The sequence below is a fragment of the Acidimicrobiia bacterium genome, assembly GCA_012959995.1.
GTDB lineage: Bacteria > Actinomycetota > Acidimicrobiia > Acidimicrobiales > MedAcidi-G1 > MedAcidi-G2B.
Map to the genome: position 1 here is coordinate 140,962 of DUCC01000002.1, position 14,584 is coordinate 155,545.

13 protein-coding genes are annotated in these 14,584 nt (G+C 58.3%); 2 read left to right on the forward strand and 11 right to left on the reverse strand.

What is annotated here, in order from left to right; genetic code table 11:
- Nucleotides 1–11 precede the first annotated feature (11 nt).
- Genes EYQ49_00785 through EYQ49_00815 form a run of 7 tightly spaced genes read right to left on the reverse strand, consistent with a single transcriptional unit; the run spans nucleotide 12 to nucleotide 9,429 of the window.
- Complete coding sequence (locus EYQ49_00785) at nucleotides 12–1,040, reverse strand: hypothetical protein (GenBank protein ID HIG24414.1); 1,029 nt, start codon at nucleotides 1,038–1,040, stop codon at nucleotides 12–14.
- Nucleotides 1,041–3,623, reverse strand: a complete 2,583-nt coding sequence (locus tag EYQ49_00790) for a selenium-dependent xanthine dehydrogenase (GenBank protein ID HIG24415.1) — start codon at nucleotides 3,621–3,623, stop codon at nucleotides 1,041–1,043.
- Nucleotides 3,617–4,567 carry an N-carbamoyl-D-amino-acid hydrolase gene (locus tag EYQ49_00795; GenBank protein ID HIG24416.1) on the reverse strand — a complete coding sequence of 317 codons (951 nt, stop codon included), beginning with the start codon at nucleotides 4,565–4,567 and terminating at the stop codon, nucleotides 3,617–3,619. Before EYQ49_00795 ends, EYQ49_00790 begins: the two co-directional genes overlap by 7 nt.
- Nucleotides 4,564–5,820, reverse strand: coding sequence for a Zn-dependent hydrolase (locus EYQ49_00800; GenBank protein HIG24417.1), 1,257 nt, complete (start codon nucleotides 5,818–5,820; stop codon nucleotides 4,564–4,566). Before EYQ49_00800 ends, EYQ49_00795 begins: the two co-directional genes overlap by 4 nt.
- Entirely contained in the window at nucleotides 5,817–8,096 is a 2,280-nt protein-coding gene (gene pucD, locus EYQ49_00805; protein ID HIG24418.1) for a xanthine dehydrogenase subunit D, read from the reverse strand. The genes EYQ49_00800 and pucD overlap by 4 nt, the downstream gene beginning before the upstream one ends.
- The gene (locus tag EYQ49_00810) at nucleotides 8,093–8,578 is read right to left on the reverse strand and encodes a (2Fe-2S)-binding protein (GenBank protein ID HIG24419.1); all 486 of its coding nucleotides are present in this window, start codon (nucleotides 8,576–8,578) and stop codon (nucleotides 8,093–8,095) included. Before EYQ49_00810 ends, pucD begins: the two co-directional genes overlap by 4 nt.
- Nucleotides 8,575–9,429 (reverse strand): xanthine dehydrogenase family protein subunit M, encoded by an 855-nt coding sequence (locus EYQ49_00815; protein HIG24420.1) that lies wholly within the window; start codon nucleotides 9,427–9,429, stop codon nucleotides 8,575–8,577. The genes EYQ49_00810 and EYQ49_00815 overlap by 4 nt, the downstream gene beginning before the upstream one ends.
- A gap of 77 nt (nucleotides 9,430–9,506) precedes the next feature.
- Between EYQ49_00815 and EYQ49_00820 the strand changes: the two genes are divergently transcribed.
- Nucleotides 9,507–9,863 (forward strand): transcriptional regulator, encoded by a 357-nt coding sequence (locus tag EYQ49_00820; GenBank protein ID HIG24421.1) that lies wholly within the window; start codon nucleotides 9,507–9,509, stop codon nucleotides 9,861–9,863.
- Nucleotides 9,864–9,887: 24 nt separating this feature from the next.
- A complete protein-coding gene (locus EYQ49_00825) occupies nucleotides 9,888–11,333 on the forward strand; it encodes an amidase (GenBank protein ID HIG24422.1) in 1,446 nt (481 codons plus the stop codon).
- Here the strand turns inward: EYQ49_00825 and EYQ49_00830 are convergent.
- From EYQ49_00830 to EYQ49_00845, 4 genes are read right to left on the reverse strand one after another with little or no spacing between them, the layout of a single operon-like run.
- Entirely contained in the window at nucleotides 11,330–11,833 is a 504-nt protein-coding gene (locus tag EYQ49_00830; GenBank protein HIG24423.1) for a phosphoribosyltransferase, read from the reverse strand. The genes EYQ49_00825 and EYQ49_00830 overlap by 4 nt on opposite strands.
- Nucleotides 11,834–11,870: 37 nt before the next feature.
- Nucleotides 11,871–13,178: a hypothetical protein gene (locus tag EYQ49_00835; protein HIG24424.1), complete on the reverse strand. Its 1,308-nt coding sequence runs from the start codon at nucleotides 13,176–13,178 to the stop codon at nucleotides 11,871–11,873.
- Nucleotides 13,178–14,002, reverse strand: a complete 825-nt coding sequence (locus tag EYQ49_00840) for a hypothetical protein (GenBank protein HIG24425.1) — start codon at nucleotides 14,000–14,002, stop codon at nucleotides 13,178–13,180. The genes EYQ49_00835 and EYQ49_00840 overlap by 1 nt, the downstream gene beginning before the upstream one ends.
- A 39-nt stretch (nucleotides 14,003–14,041) precedes the next feature.
- Nucleotides 14,042–14,581 (reverse strand): hypothetical protein, encoded by a 540-nt coding sequence (locus EYQ49_00845; GenBank protein ID HIG24426.1) that lies wholly within the window; start codon nucleotides 14,579–14,581, stop codon nucleotides 14,042–14,044.
- Nucleotides 14,582–14,584 lie beyond the last annotated feature (3 nt).

Below are 14,584 nucleotides of genomic sequence, written 5' to 3' on the forward strand. Positions count from 1 at the left end.
TTCTCCTTGGGTTACAGGTCTGCTAATTTTTTGTGCAAGCGGTTTGCTTGTTCGGCGGCTCGGGCTCGTATTTCTCCAGCGTCCACTCGAGTGGCTGCTCCATTTTGCCAAACTATTTCGTCGCCTATTTCAACTTCAACGGGGCGCACCCCGGGGGTGTAGGCCAAGTGCCAGGCGTCCATGGGGTCGTAGCTCCAGGTGACTCGGTCGTCGATGGCTTCGGGAAACAGGTCCCATCCGGCGGCCAACCATTGCCATGAGGTTTCCGGGGTGGCCGTAACGTCGTCTTCACGATGGCGGGCAAAGGCCAAACGGAATTCTTCAACCATGTCGGCTCCGATGCCGTCGGTTCCTAAAGCGATGGGGTTAGCAAACCGGGCCGGCCGGGCGTAGCCCACGCTGTTGTTCATGTTGGACCGCGGGTTATGCACTACCGTGCCGGCCAAGCCGTGATCGTCTTCGAGGTGCACACCGTGGATGATCATCCATTGGTCGGTGGTTAAGGAACGCAACCGTTGGGCGGCGTCGTGGTCATCGGTTCCTTCGCCGACATGGATGTGTACGCCTACCTGGTGGCGGAGGGCCAGGTCGGCGGCCGCTTGGAGGGTTTCGTCGCGGCAGGTGAAAGCGGCGTGCACCCCGACCATGCCTTTTCCGCCTTCGCTGAGGTAGCGGTCGTTTTCGGCTAAGCCACGAGCGGCCCCTTCGCTGCCGTGGCGGTCGGTTACCCCGTAGGCGCAGTTGACTCGCACCCCAACTTCGGCGCAGGCCTCGGCAATAATCGACAGCGAGCCTTCAATAGCGTGCGGAGATTCATGATGGTCGATGATGGCCGTGGTGCCGTTTTCTAACGCTTCGAGGGCCCCCAACTTGGCTGACCAGCGGATAATTTCGGGGTCTAAAGCGAGGTCAAGGCGCCACCAAACTTGTTCAAGGATTTCCAGAAACTTGGTGGGTGTGTGGGGCGGGGCGGGCATACCGCGGGCTAGGGCCGAGTAAAGATGATGGTGAGCGCACACCAAGCCGGGGGTGGTGTTCATTTAGCGTCCATCCCAGGGGGCCCAGTGGTCGCGTTGGTCGGGGGCGTTTAGGGGTAATTCGTTTCGCCATTGTCCGTCGTAAGAACGCAGGGCGGCGGCGGCCGCTCCGGCGGTGGGCACTAGGCCGATTTCTCCTACTCCTTTGATGCCGTAGGGCGAGTCGGGTTGGGGACATTCCAACAAACGCACATCTACGGTGGGCATAGCGCTGGGGCGTAAAATACCGAGTTTGCGTAACGTGTCGTTGGTGGGCCGGCCGTTTTCGTCTACCGGGAACCCTTCGGTGAGGGCGTAGCCCAACCCCATGTGGACGGCGCCTTCAACTTGGCCTTGGCACAGCAGTGGGTTGACCGCTCGGCCTACATCGTGGGCGGCTACTACGTGTTCTACGTCGCCGGTTTCGGGATCCAAAATAACCATTTGGGCGGCGTACCCAAAGGTGGAATGCAAGATGGGGTTTTCTACTCCGTCTTCGAGGGCGTTGGTCCAATCCACCCGGTATTCGCCGAGATAATCGATTTCTTCTTGGCAACCGTCAGCCAAAGCCACCCGGCAGGCATCGGCTACCGAGCCGGCGCCCATCAATGTGCCGCGGCTGCCGGTGGTTTGTCCGTTGCCGAGTTCTCGGGTGGTGTCCACGATGACTTCGATGCGGCTTGATTCGATCTTGAGTTCTTCGACTGCTACTTGTCGGGCCACCGTGTGAATGCCTTGACCCATTTCGGTCCAGCAGTGACGTACTTCTACTTTTCCATCACTACGAAAGCGCACAACGGCTCGAGCGATTTCGTTGAATCCGTTGCCCAGGCCGGAGTTTTTTAAGCCCAGACCGAGCCCTACGGGTTTTCCGGCAGCTTGAGCTTGGAAGTAGTCCTCTTTAACCTCGTCGAGGCACGCTCGGGCTCCCAAACAACCATCGTCCATTATTTGTCCGGGGCCCCAAACCACGCCGGGGCTGATCACGTTGCGGCTGCGCATTTCCCACCCGCTGATGCCTACTTTTTCGGCCAGGCGATCCATCATGCCTTCCATAGCGAATTGTGCTTGGTTGGCTCCGAACCCTCGGAAGGCGCCGCATACCGGGTTGTTGGTGCGTACGGCGGTGGCTTCCACATCTATGTTGGGTACTACGTAGGGTCCGCTGGCGTGGCCGGCGGCTCGTTCCAGCACCTTCATGCCCACCGAGGCGTAAGGGCCGGAGTCGCCGATCATACGCACCCAAAGGCCGGTGAGTTTTCCGTCGGCGTCGCATCCGGCTCGGTAGGCCATGCGGATGGGGTGGCGTTTGGCGTGCATTAAAAATGATTCGTTGCGCGACAACGTGCAGCGCACGGGGGCTTGCAACAGCCAGGCCGCTAAAGCGGTTTGGGCTTGGTTCGACATGTCTTCTTTGCCGCCGAACGCTCCCCCGTTAGACACCAGCTCCACGGTGACTTTTTCGCGGGGCAAGTTAAGCACTGCCGCGATTTGGTTGCGGTCATCCCAGACTCCTTGCCCGCCGGACCACACATGCAAATTGCCGTCGTCGGTGGGGGCAGCCATGGTGGATTCAGGTTCTAAGAAGGCGTGTTCGATGCGTTGACTTTGAAAGATTTCTTCTATCACGTGGGCCGAAGATGCTAATGCTGTTTCTACGTCTCCGCGGGCGTAGGTGGAATGCGAAAGGGTGTTCCCGTCGAGACCCCACACTGCATTTTCGTCGGAGGCCAAAGCCAATACGGGGTCGTTAAATACGGGGAGCGGGCGGTAGTCCACCTCGATCAGTTCAGCGGCTTGACGGGCCAGTTCTCGGGTATCGGCGACTACGAAAGCCAGCACATCGCCGAGGTATGAAGTGCGGCCACCTGCTGGGATAAACACTGGCCAGTCGGTGTGAATAATGCCGACCTTGAGGTCTCCGGGAACATCGGCGGCCGTGAACACTTGGTGAACTCCGGCTAAGGCTTGGGCTGCGGTGGTGTTGATGGCCAATACGTCGGCTCGGGCGTGGGCGGCGAGGTGCAAGGCGCCGTGTAAAAGCCCTTCGGGGTAAAGGTCGTCAATGAACGGGCGGTCGCCCAAGGCCAATTCGGCGGCCTCGTATTTAGCACCGCTGGTTCCTAAGCCTCCTTGAGGCAAAGACACCGGGGTTTCACCGGCGGCCAGGGTTTCTACGGCGTCGAGAATTGAGACGTAACCGGTGCAACGGCAAAGGTGTGCACCGAGGTGTCGTTGGGCGTCGCTACGGGTAAGTTCGGCGCCTTTTTTGTCAATCAGGGCTTTGGCCCGCATGACGATGCCCGGGGTGCAGAACCCGCATTGCAGGGCTCCATGGGCGGCAAACGCTTCGGCGTAGCGTAGGCGTTCTTCATCGCCTAGGCCTTCTAAAGTGGTGACGGTGGCCCCGTCGACTTTTTCTAATGAAGTTTGGCAAGCCACCCGAGCTTTACCGTTTATGAGCACCGTGCAGCAACCGCATTGCCCCGATGGTGAACACCCGTCTTTGGGAGAAAGTACCCCAAGTTCGTCGCGTAGCGCTGCTAAAAGGTTGGCGTGTTGCCCGGTGGTGACTGCTTGTCCGTTGAGGTCAAAGTTGGTCACGATGCCTCCTCTGGGTTATGTAAATGCGGCGGGATTTCTACTCCGGTTTGGTCAACGATGCGCCGGTACACCTCGGGGCGGCGGTACCGGTCGAAGTCAAAAAGTGTTTCTTTGTAGTTGACACAGAGGTCGAGGTCGCATTCGGCCACCACCAACTCGTCACCATCGGTGGTGCAAACAGCCATGATCTCGCCGGAGGGGGCGATGATGGCGCTTTCGCCCAGCAGGTGGCAGCCTTCTTCTTCTCCGGCTTTGGCTACTCCTACTACCCACATGCCGTTTTGGTAGGCCCCAGATTGCAATACCAAGTGGTTGTGAAACCCTTGCAGGCGGTCTTGGCTGGGGTCGGGGGCGTAATGGGTGGGGGTGTTGTAACCGATGAGGGCCATTTCGCAGCCTTGGAGGCCTAATACTCGATAGGTCTCGGGCCAACGGCGGTCGTTGCAAATGGCCATGCCCATGAGGCCACCGAAGGCTCGGTGAACGTCAAAGCTAGGGCCGGCTTCGAAGTAGTAGCGCTCGAGGTGTTGAAAGGGTCGCCAGGGTTCGTGTGTTTCGTGGCCGGGGAGGTGAACTTTGCGGTAGCGGGCCACTATTTGGCCGGTGGGTTCCACCAAGATGGCCGTGTTGTAGTGGTGGCCGTCGGGGGTGAGTTCTGCGTAACCCAGGTGGAACCCGACTTGGAGGCGTACCGCTTCGTCAAAAAGGGGTTGGGTTTCTGGCCCGGGCATTTCTGTTTCAAAAAAGTGATCAAACTCGGCGCGGTCTTCAACGAACCAGCGAGGGAAAAAAGTAGTCAAGGTGAGTTCAGGAAACACCACCAGGTCGCAGCCTGCGGCGGCGCCTTGGCGCAGCAAGGCGATGAGACGCTCCACTACCTCAGCTCGGGTGTCGCTGCGTTGAATGGGCCCAGTTTGGGCGGCCCCGATGGTAACCATGCGGGTCATGCGGTGTCTCCGTTGAAGTCGGTTGCGTCGAGGGCCAGCATGGTTTGCAATAATACGTCGGCCCCGGCGGCCAGGTCTTGTTGGTCGGTGTGTTCGGCCGGGTTGTGACTAATGCCGTCTTTGCTGGGTACGAATACCATGCCGGTTGGGCAAACCCGGGCCATCATTTGGGCATCGTGACCGGCTCCGGAGGGCATGGTGGTTGCCGAGTGGCCGAGGCGTTGGGCGGTTGTTTCTACGGTGGCTACCACCTGGGGGTCAAAGACCACGGGTTCGAAGCGGGCCAAGGTGCGTGAGGTAATGGTCACCCCTTCGCTTTGTTCAAGTTGCTCTACGCAGGCTGCTATTTCTGCTTCGGCAGATTTTAAGAGTGCTTCGTCGGTGTTGCGTAGGTCGACGGTCAGGGTGGCTTGGCCGGCTACTACGTTTACTAGGTCGGGGTGGAGGTTGATGCGTCCTACGGTGCTTACTTGGCGGCCTCCCATGCGGTCGGCCAGTTCTCGTGCCGTGACGGCTATTTTGGCGGCGACGTACCCGGCATCGTGACGAAGATGCATTGGGGTGGTGCCGGCATGGTTGGATTGCCCGGTGATGGTGTATTCGGTCCACGAAATGCCTTGTACTCCAGTGACTGCTCCGATGGTGGTGCCTTCAACCTCTAAGAGTGGGCCTTGTTCGATGTGGAGTTCCACGAATGCTCGAGGGGGTGTTCCAGGGCAGGGTCCGGGGCCGCGGTAGCCGATGCGCTCTAGTTCTTCTCCGACCATGGTGCCGTCGATTCCTTCAATGTCGAGGGCCTGTTCGAGGGCCATGCCGCCTACATAGACCAGGCTGCCCAACATGTCGGGGGCAAAGCGTGCGCCTTCTTCGTCGGTAAAAAACGCTACTCCCATGGGGTGTTCGGTTTCTACGTTGTTTTCGCTCAGTGTTTCGAGGACTTCAAGGCCGGCGAGTACTCCCAAGTTGCCGTCGTAGCGGCCGCCGGTGGCCACAGTGTCGATGTGGCTGCCCGTCATGGTGGCTGGTCCGGGGTGGCGACCGGGGCGGGTGGCCGTCACGTTGCCAATGCCATCAATGGTGACTTCTAAGCTCAGGTCGCGCATCCAGGTAACCACCAAGTCGCGGCCTTGGCGGTCTTCGTCGGTTAAGGCCAATCGGCAAGAGCCGGTTTCTCCGAGGGGACCGATGGTCGCGAGGTCCTCAATGCGTTGCATAAGGCGGTCTTCGTTTATGCGCAAGTCTTGGTGGTTCACGAGGCGTCGCTTTCTAATTGCACAATGTCGGTGGGGCGCACTGGTACTCGCGGCAACTCCAGTTTGGTGGCGTCGCGTAAAGCGGCTACTACGGCGGCGGTAGAAGAAATGGACGGAGGTTCGCCGATGCCTTTGGCTCCGAAGGGGGCGCCGGGTTCGGGTTGTTCAATGAAGGCCGCTATTTCTACCGGTGGCATGTCTAATGCGGTGGGTATCAGGTAGTCGGTGAACGAAGCGTTGCGAATATGCCCGTCGGTGACCAGCACTTCTTCCATAATGGCTAAGCCGACTCCCTGAGAGGTGCCACCTTCGAGTTGCCCGATCGCTTGTAATGGGTTCAAGAGGCGTCCCACATCTTGAGAGGTGGTGAGTTCAACTACTTTGACCAAACCTAGGTCGGGGTCTACGTCGACCACCGCTCGGTGAGCGGCGAAGGCGAAAGAAACGTGGGCGTTGCCTTGGCCATTTTCGTCAACCGGGTAAGTGGGTGCGTGGTGGTATTCGATGTCTGCTTCTAATGGCTCTGTAGTAGCAGCAGCCAGGCTTAACGAGAAGTTTCCGGCCAGGGACACTATTTGTCCGTCGGCTAACACCAGGTCATCGAGGTCAACTTGGTGTTCGGCGGCCACCCGTTCGAGGAGTTGTTGGCGCACCGCTTCGCAGGCTTTTTGTATTGCTCCCCCGGACATCCATGTTTGTCGACTAGCCGAGGTGGACCCGGCAGACCCCACGGTGGCGGTGGCGGCGGGAGCCAAGATGACTTCTTCAACGCCCAGGACTTCTCGAGTTATTTGTTGGGCCAAAGTCACGAACCCTTGCCCGACTTCTGCACAGGCACAGGTGATGGTCGCTACCCCATCAACTAAGTGGCAGATGGCCGAACTGTAGTCATCGAAGCCTTCAGAAAAGAGAAGGTTTTTGAAGCCCACGGCCATGGCTTGGCCTCGCACAATGTGTTGAGGGTCGGCGGTGCGTCCGGCGCCTCCGGGAAGAGACATCATGTCGTCGCTTTGCACCAAGGTTGAGGGGTGCTCAACGCAACTTTTAATAACTTCGGCTACCGGGGCGGTGCCGGTGATGATCTGCCCGGTGAGTAGTTTGTCGCCGCTTTTTAAAACATTTTTCAGCCGAAGTTCTACCGGGTCCATGCCCAGGGCGGCGGCCAGTTTGTCCATTTGGGCTTCGTGCCCTATGCAGGTTTGTACGGCTCCGAAGCCCCGCATGGCTCCGCAGGGTGGGTTGTTGGTGCGTACTACTGATCCGTCAATGTCGGCGCTGGGGATGAGGTACGGGCCGGCGGCAAAGCAGGTGGCGTTAGAGATGACTGCCCCGCTGGAAGAAGCGTAAGCACCACCGTCGAGGATTAACCGGGCTTCGACCCGCAGCAGGTTGCCCTCGGTGTCGGCGTGATGGCGGTACCACATGCGGGCCGGGTGGCGATGCACGTGGCCGTGGAAAGACTCTTCTCGGGAGTACACCATTTTTACTGGTCGTCCGGTGTGGAGGGCCAGCAGGCACAGGTGGGCGTGCAGGCTGAGGTCTTCGCGGGCGCCAAAGGCACCGCCGACGCCCGACAAGGTGAAACGAACTTTTTCCGGCGGCAGGCCCAAACAGACGGCTACTTGATCACGGTCGGAGTGCAACCATTGGGTAGAGACAAAGAGTTCTACTCCGCCGTCTTCGCTGGGTAGCGCTAGGCCAGATTCTGGGCCTAAGAAGGCTTGGTCTTGCATGCCTACTTCGTAGGTGCCTTCGACTTGGATTTCTCCTTGGATGTTTTGGTCGCCGTGGCGCAGACGTAAGCGGCGTATCAAGTTGCCGTCGGGGTGGATGGGTTCGGCTGCTTCGGCGGCCTCGGGGTCTACGAGGGGCACCGTTACTTGGTAGTCCACCACGATGGCTGCCAGGGCTCGGCGTACTGTTTCGGGGTGGTCGGCGGCCACGATGGCTACTGATTCTCCTTCGTAGCGCACTACGTCGGCGGCGAGCACCGGTTGGTCGGCGTGTTCAAGGCCGTAAAGCAGGGAGCCGGGCACGTCGGTGTGAGTGAGTACGGCGCTGACCCCGTTGATGGCCAAGGCGCCGCTGATGTCGATGCTTTTAATGTTGGCCGAGGGGTGCGGGGAACGCAGGGTTCCGCCCCACAACATGTTGTTATGCCACAGGTCGCTAGAAAAAGTGAACGCTCCGGTGACTTTAGGGACACCGTCGGGGCGGGGCGCTGACTCACCGATGCGGGGAGCGCTTACCGGGGAAGTGATTTGGATGTCAGTCATGAGGTGGCTTCTCGCCGTTTGGTGGCGGCCAAGTTGACTGCTTCGAGGATGCGGCCGTAACCGGTGCAGCGGCAGAGGTTGCCACTGATGGCTTCGCGTACCGTGAGGTCATCGGGTTGGTTGTTGGTTTCCAGCAGTTTGTCAATAGTTACCAAGAGCCCGGGGGTGCAGAATCCGCATTGCACGGCTCCGGCTTCGATAAACGCTTCTTGTACGTCTGCCAGTTCGCCTTCGGGGGCCAAACCTTCAATGGTGGTTATTTCGCAATCCACGGCGGTGGCGGCCAACACGAGGCAACCGCAAACCACTTCGTTGTCGATGCGCACTGAGCACGAGCCGCACTCTCCTTCTTCGCAAGCGTTTTTGGCTCCGGGTAGACCTAAGCGTTCGCGGAGCACCCAGAGCAGGCTTTCGCCGGTCCAAGCGTCAGCCACTTGGTGTTCTTTTCCGTTGACCTTCAAGGTGTAGTGATTGGTGGTCATGGTGTTTCCTCGGTGAAGGCTCGAGCGGCGGTGCGGCGAGCCATGACGCCGATGGCGTGGCGGCGGTAGGCGGCGGTGCCTCGGTGGTCGTCTATTGGTTGGGCAGCGGCGGCAGCCAGCGCAGAGAATTGGTTGAGGGTGGCGGTGGACACGGTGTTGGCCGCCCAGTTGACGTTGGTGCTGAGGTGTTCTTCGGCTTCGGCGGGGCGTAGGGGTACCGGACCGACCGTGCCGAGGCCGAGGCGTACTTTTTTGTTTTGTTGGTCCACTATCAGAGCCAATGAGGCCACGGAAATAACCATGGCGTTGCGGGGCCCTATTTTGCAGAACTCTTGATGCCCTTGAGCGGCAGGTATATGTACTTCTTCGATGAGTTCCCCGGGTTGGCGGGCATTGTTTTTTACTCCGGTGATGAACTCGAGGATGGGCAGGCGGCGTGCGCCCTGGGCCGAGCGCAGGCATATCACGGCATCTAAGGCGGCCAGCACGGGCAGGGTGTCGCCCGCCGGCGAGGCGGTGCCCAGGTTGCCTCCGAGGGTGCCGGCGTTGCGTATTTGTGGCGAGCCGACGGTACGGGCTGCTTGGGCGAGGGCGGGGGCTACGGAGGTGAAGTCGCTTTTTTCCATTTCGGCGTAGGTCAGGCCAGCACCCAAAACCAAGGTGTCGTCTTGTTGTTTCCAGCCTTGAAGTTCGGGGATGCGGTTTACGGCGATGACCGTAGAAAGTTCGTTGAGGTAGCCACGGTTTATTTGCACCATGAGGTCGGTTCCGCCGGCCAAAATCAGGGCATCGGGGCGTTCGCTAAGAATTTCTAATGCTTGATCTAGCGAGCGAGCAATTGTTACGGACATAAGACTCCTATGCTGCCTGTTTTTCAACATTTTGTCAACGTTAAAGAATGGGCTACGCTAGAAACGTGTCTGAACCACTGCATCCTTTTCTTAAAGCGCTGGCCCCGGCGGCCGAAGCTTTAGGTGCTCGCTTGCTTACTCTTGAAGAACTCACCGAAAGTGACCTGCCGTTGGAATGGGAAGGACAAGTGGTAGGCGGCTTGCGGCGCCCCGATCTTCATCAAGCCTTGGCGCACCTCTTGACAGTCGCCGAGCAAGAAATCGGGGCCAACCGTTCCGTCATGACCCGTATCCAAAAGCAGCAAACGGTGGCCTTGCTAAACGAGTGGGGGGCTTTTACTTTGCGTAAATCGGTCGAAGAAGTAGCCGAAGCCCTCGGGGTCAGCCGTTTTACTGTCTACAACTATCTTGAACACGCCGAAGCAAACTCCTAACCTCTGAGCGACTACCGTCGGGGTATGACCGAAACACCTGCTCCTGACGAACTCGCTCACCTTGATGCGGTGGGTTTAGCCCAGCGCATTGCCCAAGGCGACCTTTCCCCCGTGGAATGCATTCAAGCCACCATTGACCGCATCGAAGCCAACAACGAAACCTTGAATGCGGTTATTCATAAACAATATGAACAAGCGCTTGAACTGGCGGCATCGCCGGAATTACCCGATGGTCCTTTTCGGGGCGTTCCCATGCTTCTTAAAGATCTGTGGGTCGAAGAAGCCGGCCAGCCCCACCACTTTGGCGTTCAGGCCCTGAAAGACGCCAACTTCACCGGGACCACCGATGCCAACATGGTGCAGCGTTACAAAGAGGCGGGTTTTATTAACGTGGGGCGCACCAATACCCCTGAGTTAGGGACGGTCGCCACCACCGAACCATTGGCTTACGGGCCCACCCGCAACCCTTGGAACCCTGAATATGGCACCGGCGGATCATCAGGCGGGGCCGCCGCCGCAGTTGCCTCGGGCATGGTGCCGGCCGCTAACGCCAGCGACGGTGGCGGCAGCATTCGCATTCCGGCTGCTATGTGCGGGTTGGTGGGGCTAAAGCCTTCCCGAGGTCGCATCTCCATGGGCCCTCGTGAAGAATGGGGGCTCGGCGTTCAACACGTGGTGAGTCACACCATGCGCGACACGGCGGCCATCATGGACGCCACAGCTATTCCTTTCTTGGGTGACGGGGTGGTAGCCCCTGACTTTGGTCGGCCGTATGCCGGCCAAGTGGGCTCTAACCCCGGGCCGTTACGCATCGGCATTTGGAACGAACATTCCATGACCGCGGTGCACCCCGACTGTGCGGCCGCCACCATGCAGGCCGCTCAGTTACTTGAATCAATGGGACACCAGGTGAGCGAAAGCCATCCGCAGGCGTTGGACGAGATGCACGCCATGGCCGAGGCTTTTAACGCCACATGGGCGGTGAGTTCGGTTATGGGGTTGGAGTATCTCAGCGAACAGTTGGGGCGGCCTATTACCCAAGACGATATAGAGCCCACCAACTGGGGGCTAAGCAGCCAAGGAAAAAGCATTTCGGCCATCGACTACGCCAAGGCACAAGCCGCTATGGGGGCCTTCCGGCGCTCGGTTTTGACCTGGTGGGAAGACGGCTTCGACTTGCTCCTTACCCCCACCACGGCAGTACCTCCGCCAAAAATCGGCGAACTTACCGCCAGCGAAGACGACCCGGTTCGAGCCTCGCGGCGCTCTTTGCCTTACGCCGTGTTTACTTCACCGTTTAACACCACCGGCCAGCCCGCAATTTCTTTGCCTACTGGGCAATCTGATGGGTTGCCGGTTGGGGTACAAATTGTGGGGGCGTACGGGCGAGAAGACTTACTTATTGCGGTGGGTGCCCAACTTGAAGAGGCCGTCAACTGGTCGGCTCGACGAGCCGCTATTCACGCTTAAGCGTCGAGGGCTTGATGCCCGCCTTCGGAGAGATCTACTACCGGAGGTTCAGTTGACCAAGGAAAGTTGATCCACTGGTCGGTGTGTTTCCACACGTATTCGCAGTCCACTACGGAATGTGATTTCTGGTACAGCACGGCCGAACGCACTTCGGCAACTTGTTCTAATGCTGTTTCACGCACCAAAGCCAAGGTATGGCCGGTGTCGGCTACGTCGTCGGCAATGAGGATCTTGGCTTTCTTTAGATCTACCCAGTCCACGTAGGGAGGCAACACAATAGGTAAGTCGTGGCGTTCGTCGACCCCGGAGTAGTACTCCACGTTCATGACGTACAGGTTTTTTACTGCCATGGCGTAGCCCAACGAGCCGGCCACAAACATGCCGCCGCGTACGATGGCCAAGATCATGTCGGGGCGATAACCGTCGTCGGCCACCATCTGGGCCAAGGCCCGAGCGGCCTTACCGTATTTAACCCAATCCATTTCTTCGCGTTCAGACATTTTGATCATTCCCTGCCGTTTTTATGATGATAGGAATCTAGCCGGTCAAAAGGATCAGACCGGTCATCGTGTAAACAACCATCACCAGCAGCATGGGGTATTGGCTTCGTAAAGCAATTTGTGGCCGCCAAAGTTCAATGGATCGGTCGTGGGCAAAAAATACCCCAAGAACGTGCCCGCCTACGATGGCGGCGATTTGTACCCAACCCACCACGAGGGTTGACACCAGCGTCCAGTTTGTGAGTCGGTTCGCGGTGCCGAAAAGGTCCCACCCTTGTCCCCAAGGGTCGGAAATCAGTCGAAGAAAATCTTGGCCTTCGAGAAGAAATAACGAAAAATAATGAGCCAGGTCGTAGCCGACCAAAATCGGTATCAACGTGGCACCAAACCGCTCGGCAAAAGAAAGGTCACGAGTTATTTGGCCGCCCAGACGGCTTGCCAATTGGTAGGCCAACCCGACAAGCAAAGCAACCCAAACAAGACCCATGCTCCGCACCGCGGTAAGACCCCAGCCTCCTTGCCCGACGGTCAGGTCGCCCCACCAGCCGGTGCGAGAAACCCCGTCAAATGCGGTTCCACCTAACGCGGCGAGAACAAGGGCAATGAGCGCCGGAGTCATGGTTACGGCAGCCACACCTACGAAAGGCGCCCGGACCTTCAGCCTCTGGTGCTGGTCTGCATGTAACGGAGAGAGCGCGGCGATGAGTTGAAAAAGCACGCCAAACCCTTCGGCCTTTCGTGCATTTTCCCAACCCCATTGCCAGGCCATGGCCATTAGCCAGATGGTGTAGAGCAACATGGCCCACCCCAAAGTGCGGGGGCTTGACCCATTGTGGTAGGCCAACTCAAGCCAATGGAACAGCGAGATCGGCACCATGGCCGCCCACCCGCTGGACAGCCACTTAGGGGGCGTGTGGTCTTTTTGAGGGCGGAGGCGATCAACGAGGTTTCCGAGGGTTTCCCAGGGGCTGACCATTCGCCACCACGGCCCAAACAGTGCGGACAGAAACGACCCACCGATCCAGAAAATGATGTACACGGTGACGGGGGTGAGGTTGCCGGTCGTGGTATCTGGGCCGACGAATCCGCCGACTAGCACAACAAAGAAAAGAGCCAGCAAGAAAGCTCGCAATACTCTCTGCAGGGAAGAGACAAAACGCTCCCCTTTTTGTGCTGGCCGGCCCTCAGCAATTTTTGCAAACCGCGGCTTATGCCAAAGTAAACCCAGTGCGGCGAAGGAGAGCAGCAGTACCGCCGCTCCGCTCCAGGCCGCCGTCCAGGTTGAAATCGGGAGGTCGCTTCGCCCCCCTACTCCGTGGGCAAAAACAAACAGTTCGTTCAGCATTACGACACTTCTAGGGAAAGTACTTGAAACCCAGCGTGGTGAAGTTCTCCTTCAAAAACACCGGGAATCGATGCTTCTACAAAGAGCGTGGAAGGCTGGCCCGCTTTCAATTCAAGGGTTAGGTCATAGGCGTGGATGTGCAACGAATCATCGGTGTCGCTGGTTGCGGTAATAGCAACTACCTCGCCGACGGACACTGCGAGGCGTTGGATGCCTCCCATTACCATGCCGTCCATCACTTCAAGGGCAAGGGTGTGGTCGGCTTCTTGGGCCGCCGTACCGCCGGTGGTCATAACCTCAGTGGATGCGGCGATCACCGTTTCGCCGAGGGTATAATCTCTGTGGTCGTTGGTTGACACGGTCACACGAATGTTGTGGTGGCCGTCGCTGAGGTCGCCAAGGTGCACGGTGGTTTCGTGCACCATTGCTATTGATACCCCATCGACATAAATATGCAGGTGGCCTTCACCGGGTTGATGGTCAGAGGGTGGGTTCGCTGGCACCAAAGTGAAGTTACTGGTGGCGATATCTAGTGTTGCGCCTCCTGTTCCATCTGGTGTTGCGGTTACCGATACTTCTGGCGGGTTCGCAACTCCAGAAACATCAACCATTTCTCCGTGGTCATGGTCGTGACTATTTTCTTCAACGACCATGTCTTCGTGGTCCATGGTGCCTTGATCCATGGTGCCTTGATCCATGGTGTCTTGGTCCATGGCCGTCGTGGTAGAAGCATCAAGGGGCAACAAAGTGTTTTTGGTGCTGCAAGCTGCAGCAGATAAGGCAACCAACAAGAGTGCGGCCACCACAAAATAACGATCTTTCATATTTTTCTCCTTTTTTAGAATGGTCTGGGTAAATGAAACTCAGGCCGTTACCGGAGGGCCACGTAACCCAACCGGAACTAAAGATAAAGAGCGCACCAAGATGAGGTGAGAGGGCGCCCAAACCGGGTTAACCGATGCCGGAACAACGGATGTCTCAGTTAAGAAAAAGGCTGCGACACGACGCCCGAGTCGAACCAGCCCCACCAGCAACAAGGCAATCGGGAGTTGTAAAACCAAACCAAGCCACAACGCTGGAGAACCGGCCAGCGAAAGCAAACCTTGGCCAGCAAACAAATACTCGCCGACTTCTTGCCCGACGAAAAGAACAACTTGCAAGGCCAACAACAAATGCACCGGGGGGTGGGCTTGAGAGCCTGCAGAGCGAACACCGGTGACGGTTAGCCAAAGAAAAGACAGCGTGCCAAGAAGTGCCACTACGGGCACCGTGATTGGCAGATAACCATGTCCAACTCCACCGGCGAGTGCAAACGAATCAACCCAACCGTAAGCCAAAATATGGGCCAAAAGAACCCCGGGGAAAGCCAGGAGAACTGCGGCAAAAAAGCGGCATTGACTCATGTG

Coding starts and splice junctions, on each gene's coding strand:
- pucD (HIG24418.1), bottom strand. CDS start 8,096: ATGACTGACATCCAAATCACTTCCCCGGTAAGCGCTCCCCGCATCGGT.
- EYQ49_00845 (HIG24426.1), bottom strand. CDS start 14,581: ATGAGTCAATGCCGCTTTTTTGCCGCAGTTCTCCTGGCTTTCCCCGGG.
- EYQ49_00825 (HIG24422.1), top strand. CDS start 9,888: ATGACCGAAACACCTGCTCCTGACGAACTCGCTCACCTTGATGCGGTG.
- EYQ49_00830 (HIG24423.1), bottom strand. CDS start 11,833: ATGTCTGAACGCGAAGAAATGGATTGGGTTAAATACGGTAAGGCCGCT.
- EYQ49_00795 (HIG24416.1), bottom strand. CDS start 4,567: ATGACCCGCATGGTTACCATCGGGGCCGCCCAAACTGGGCCCATTCAA.
- EYQ49_00815 (HIG24420.1), bottom strand. CDS start 9,429: ATGTCCGTAACAATTGCTCGCTCGCTAGATCAAGCATTAGAAATTCTT.
- EYQ49_00840 (HIG24425.1), bottom strand. CDS start 14,002: ATGAAAGATCGTTATTTTGTGGTGGCCGCACTCTTGTTGGTTGCCTTA.
- EYQ49_00785 (HIG24414.1), bottom strand. CDS start 1,040: ATGAACACCACCCCCGGCTTGGTGTGCGCTCACCATCATCTTTACTCG.
- EYQ49_00810 (HIG24419.1), bottom strand. CDS start 8,578: ATGACCACCAATCACTACACCTTGAAGGTCAACGGAAAAGAACACCAA.
- EYQ49_00835 (HIG24424.1), bottom strand. CDS start 13,178: ATGCTGAACGAACTGTTTGTTTTTGCCCACGGAGTAGGGGGGCGAAGC.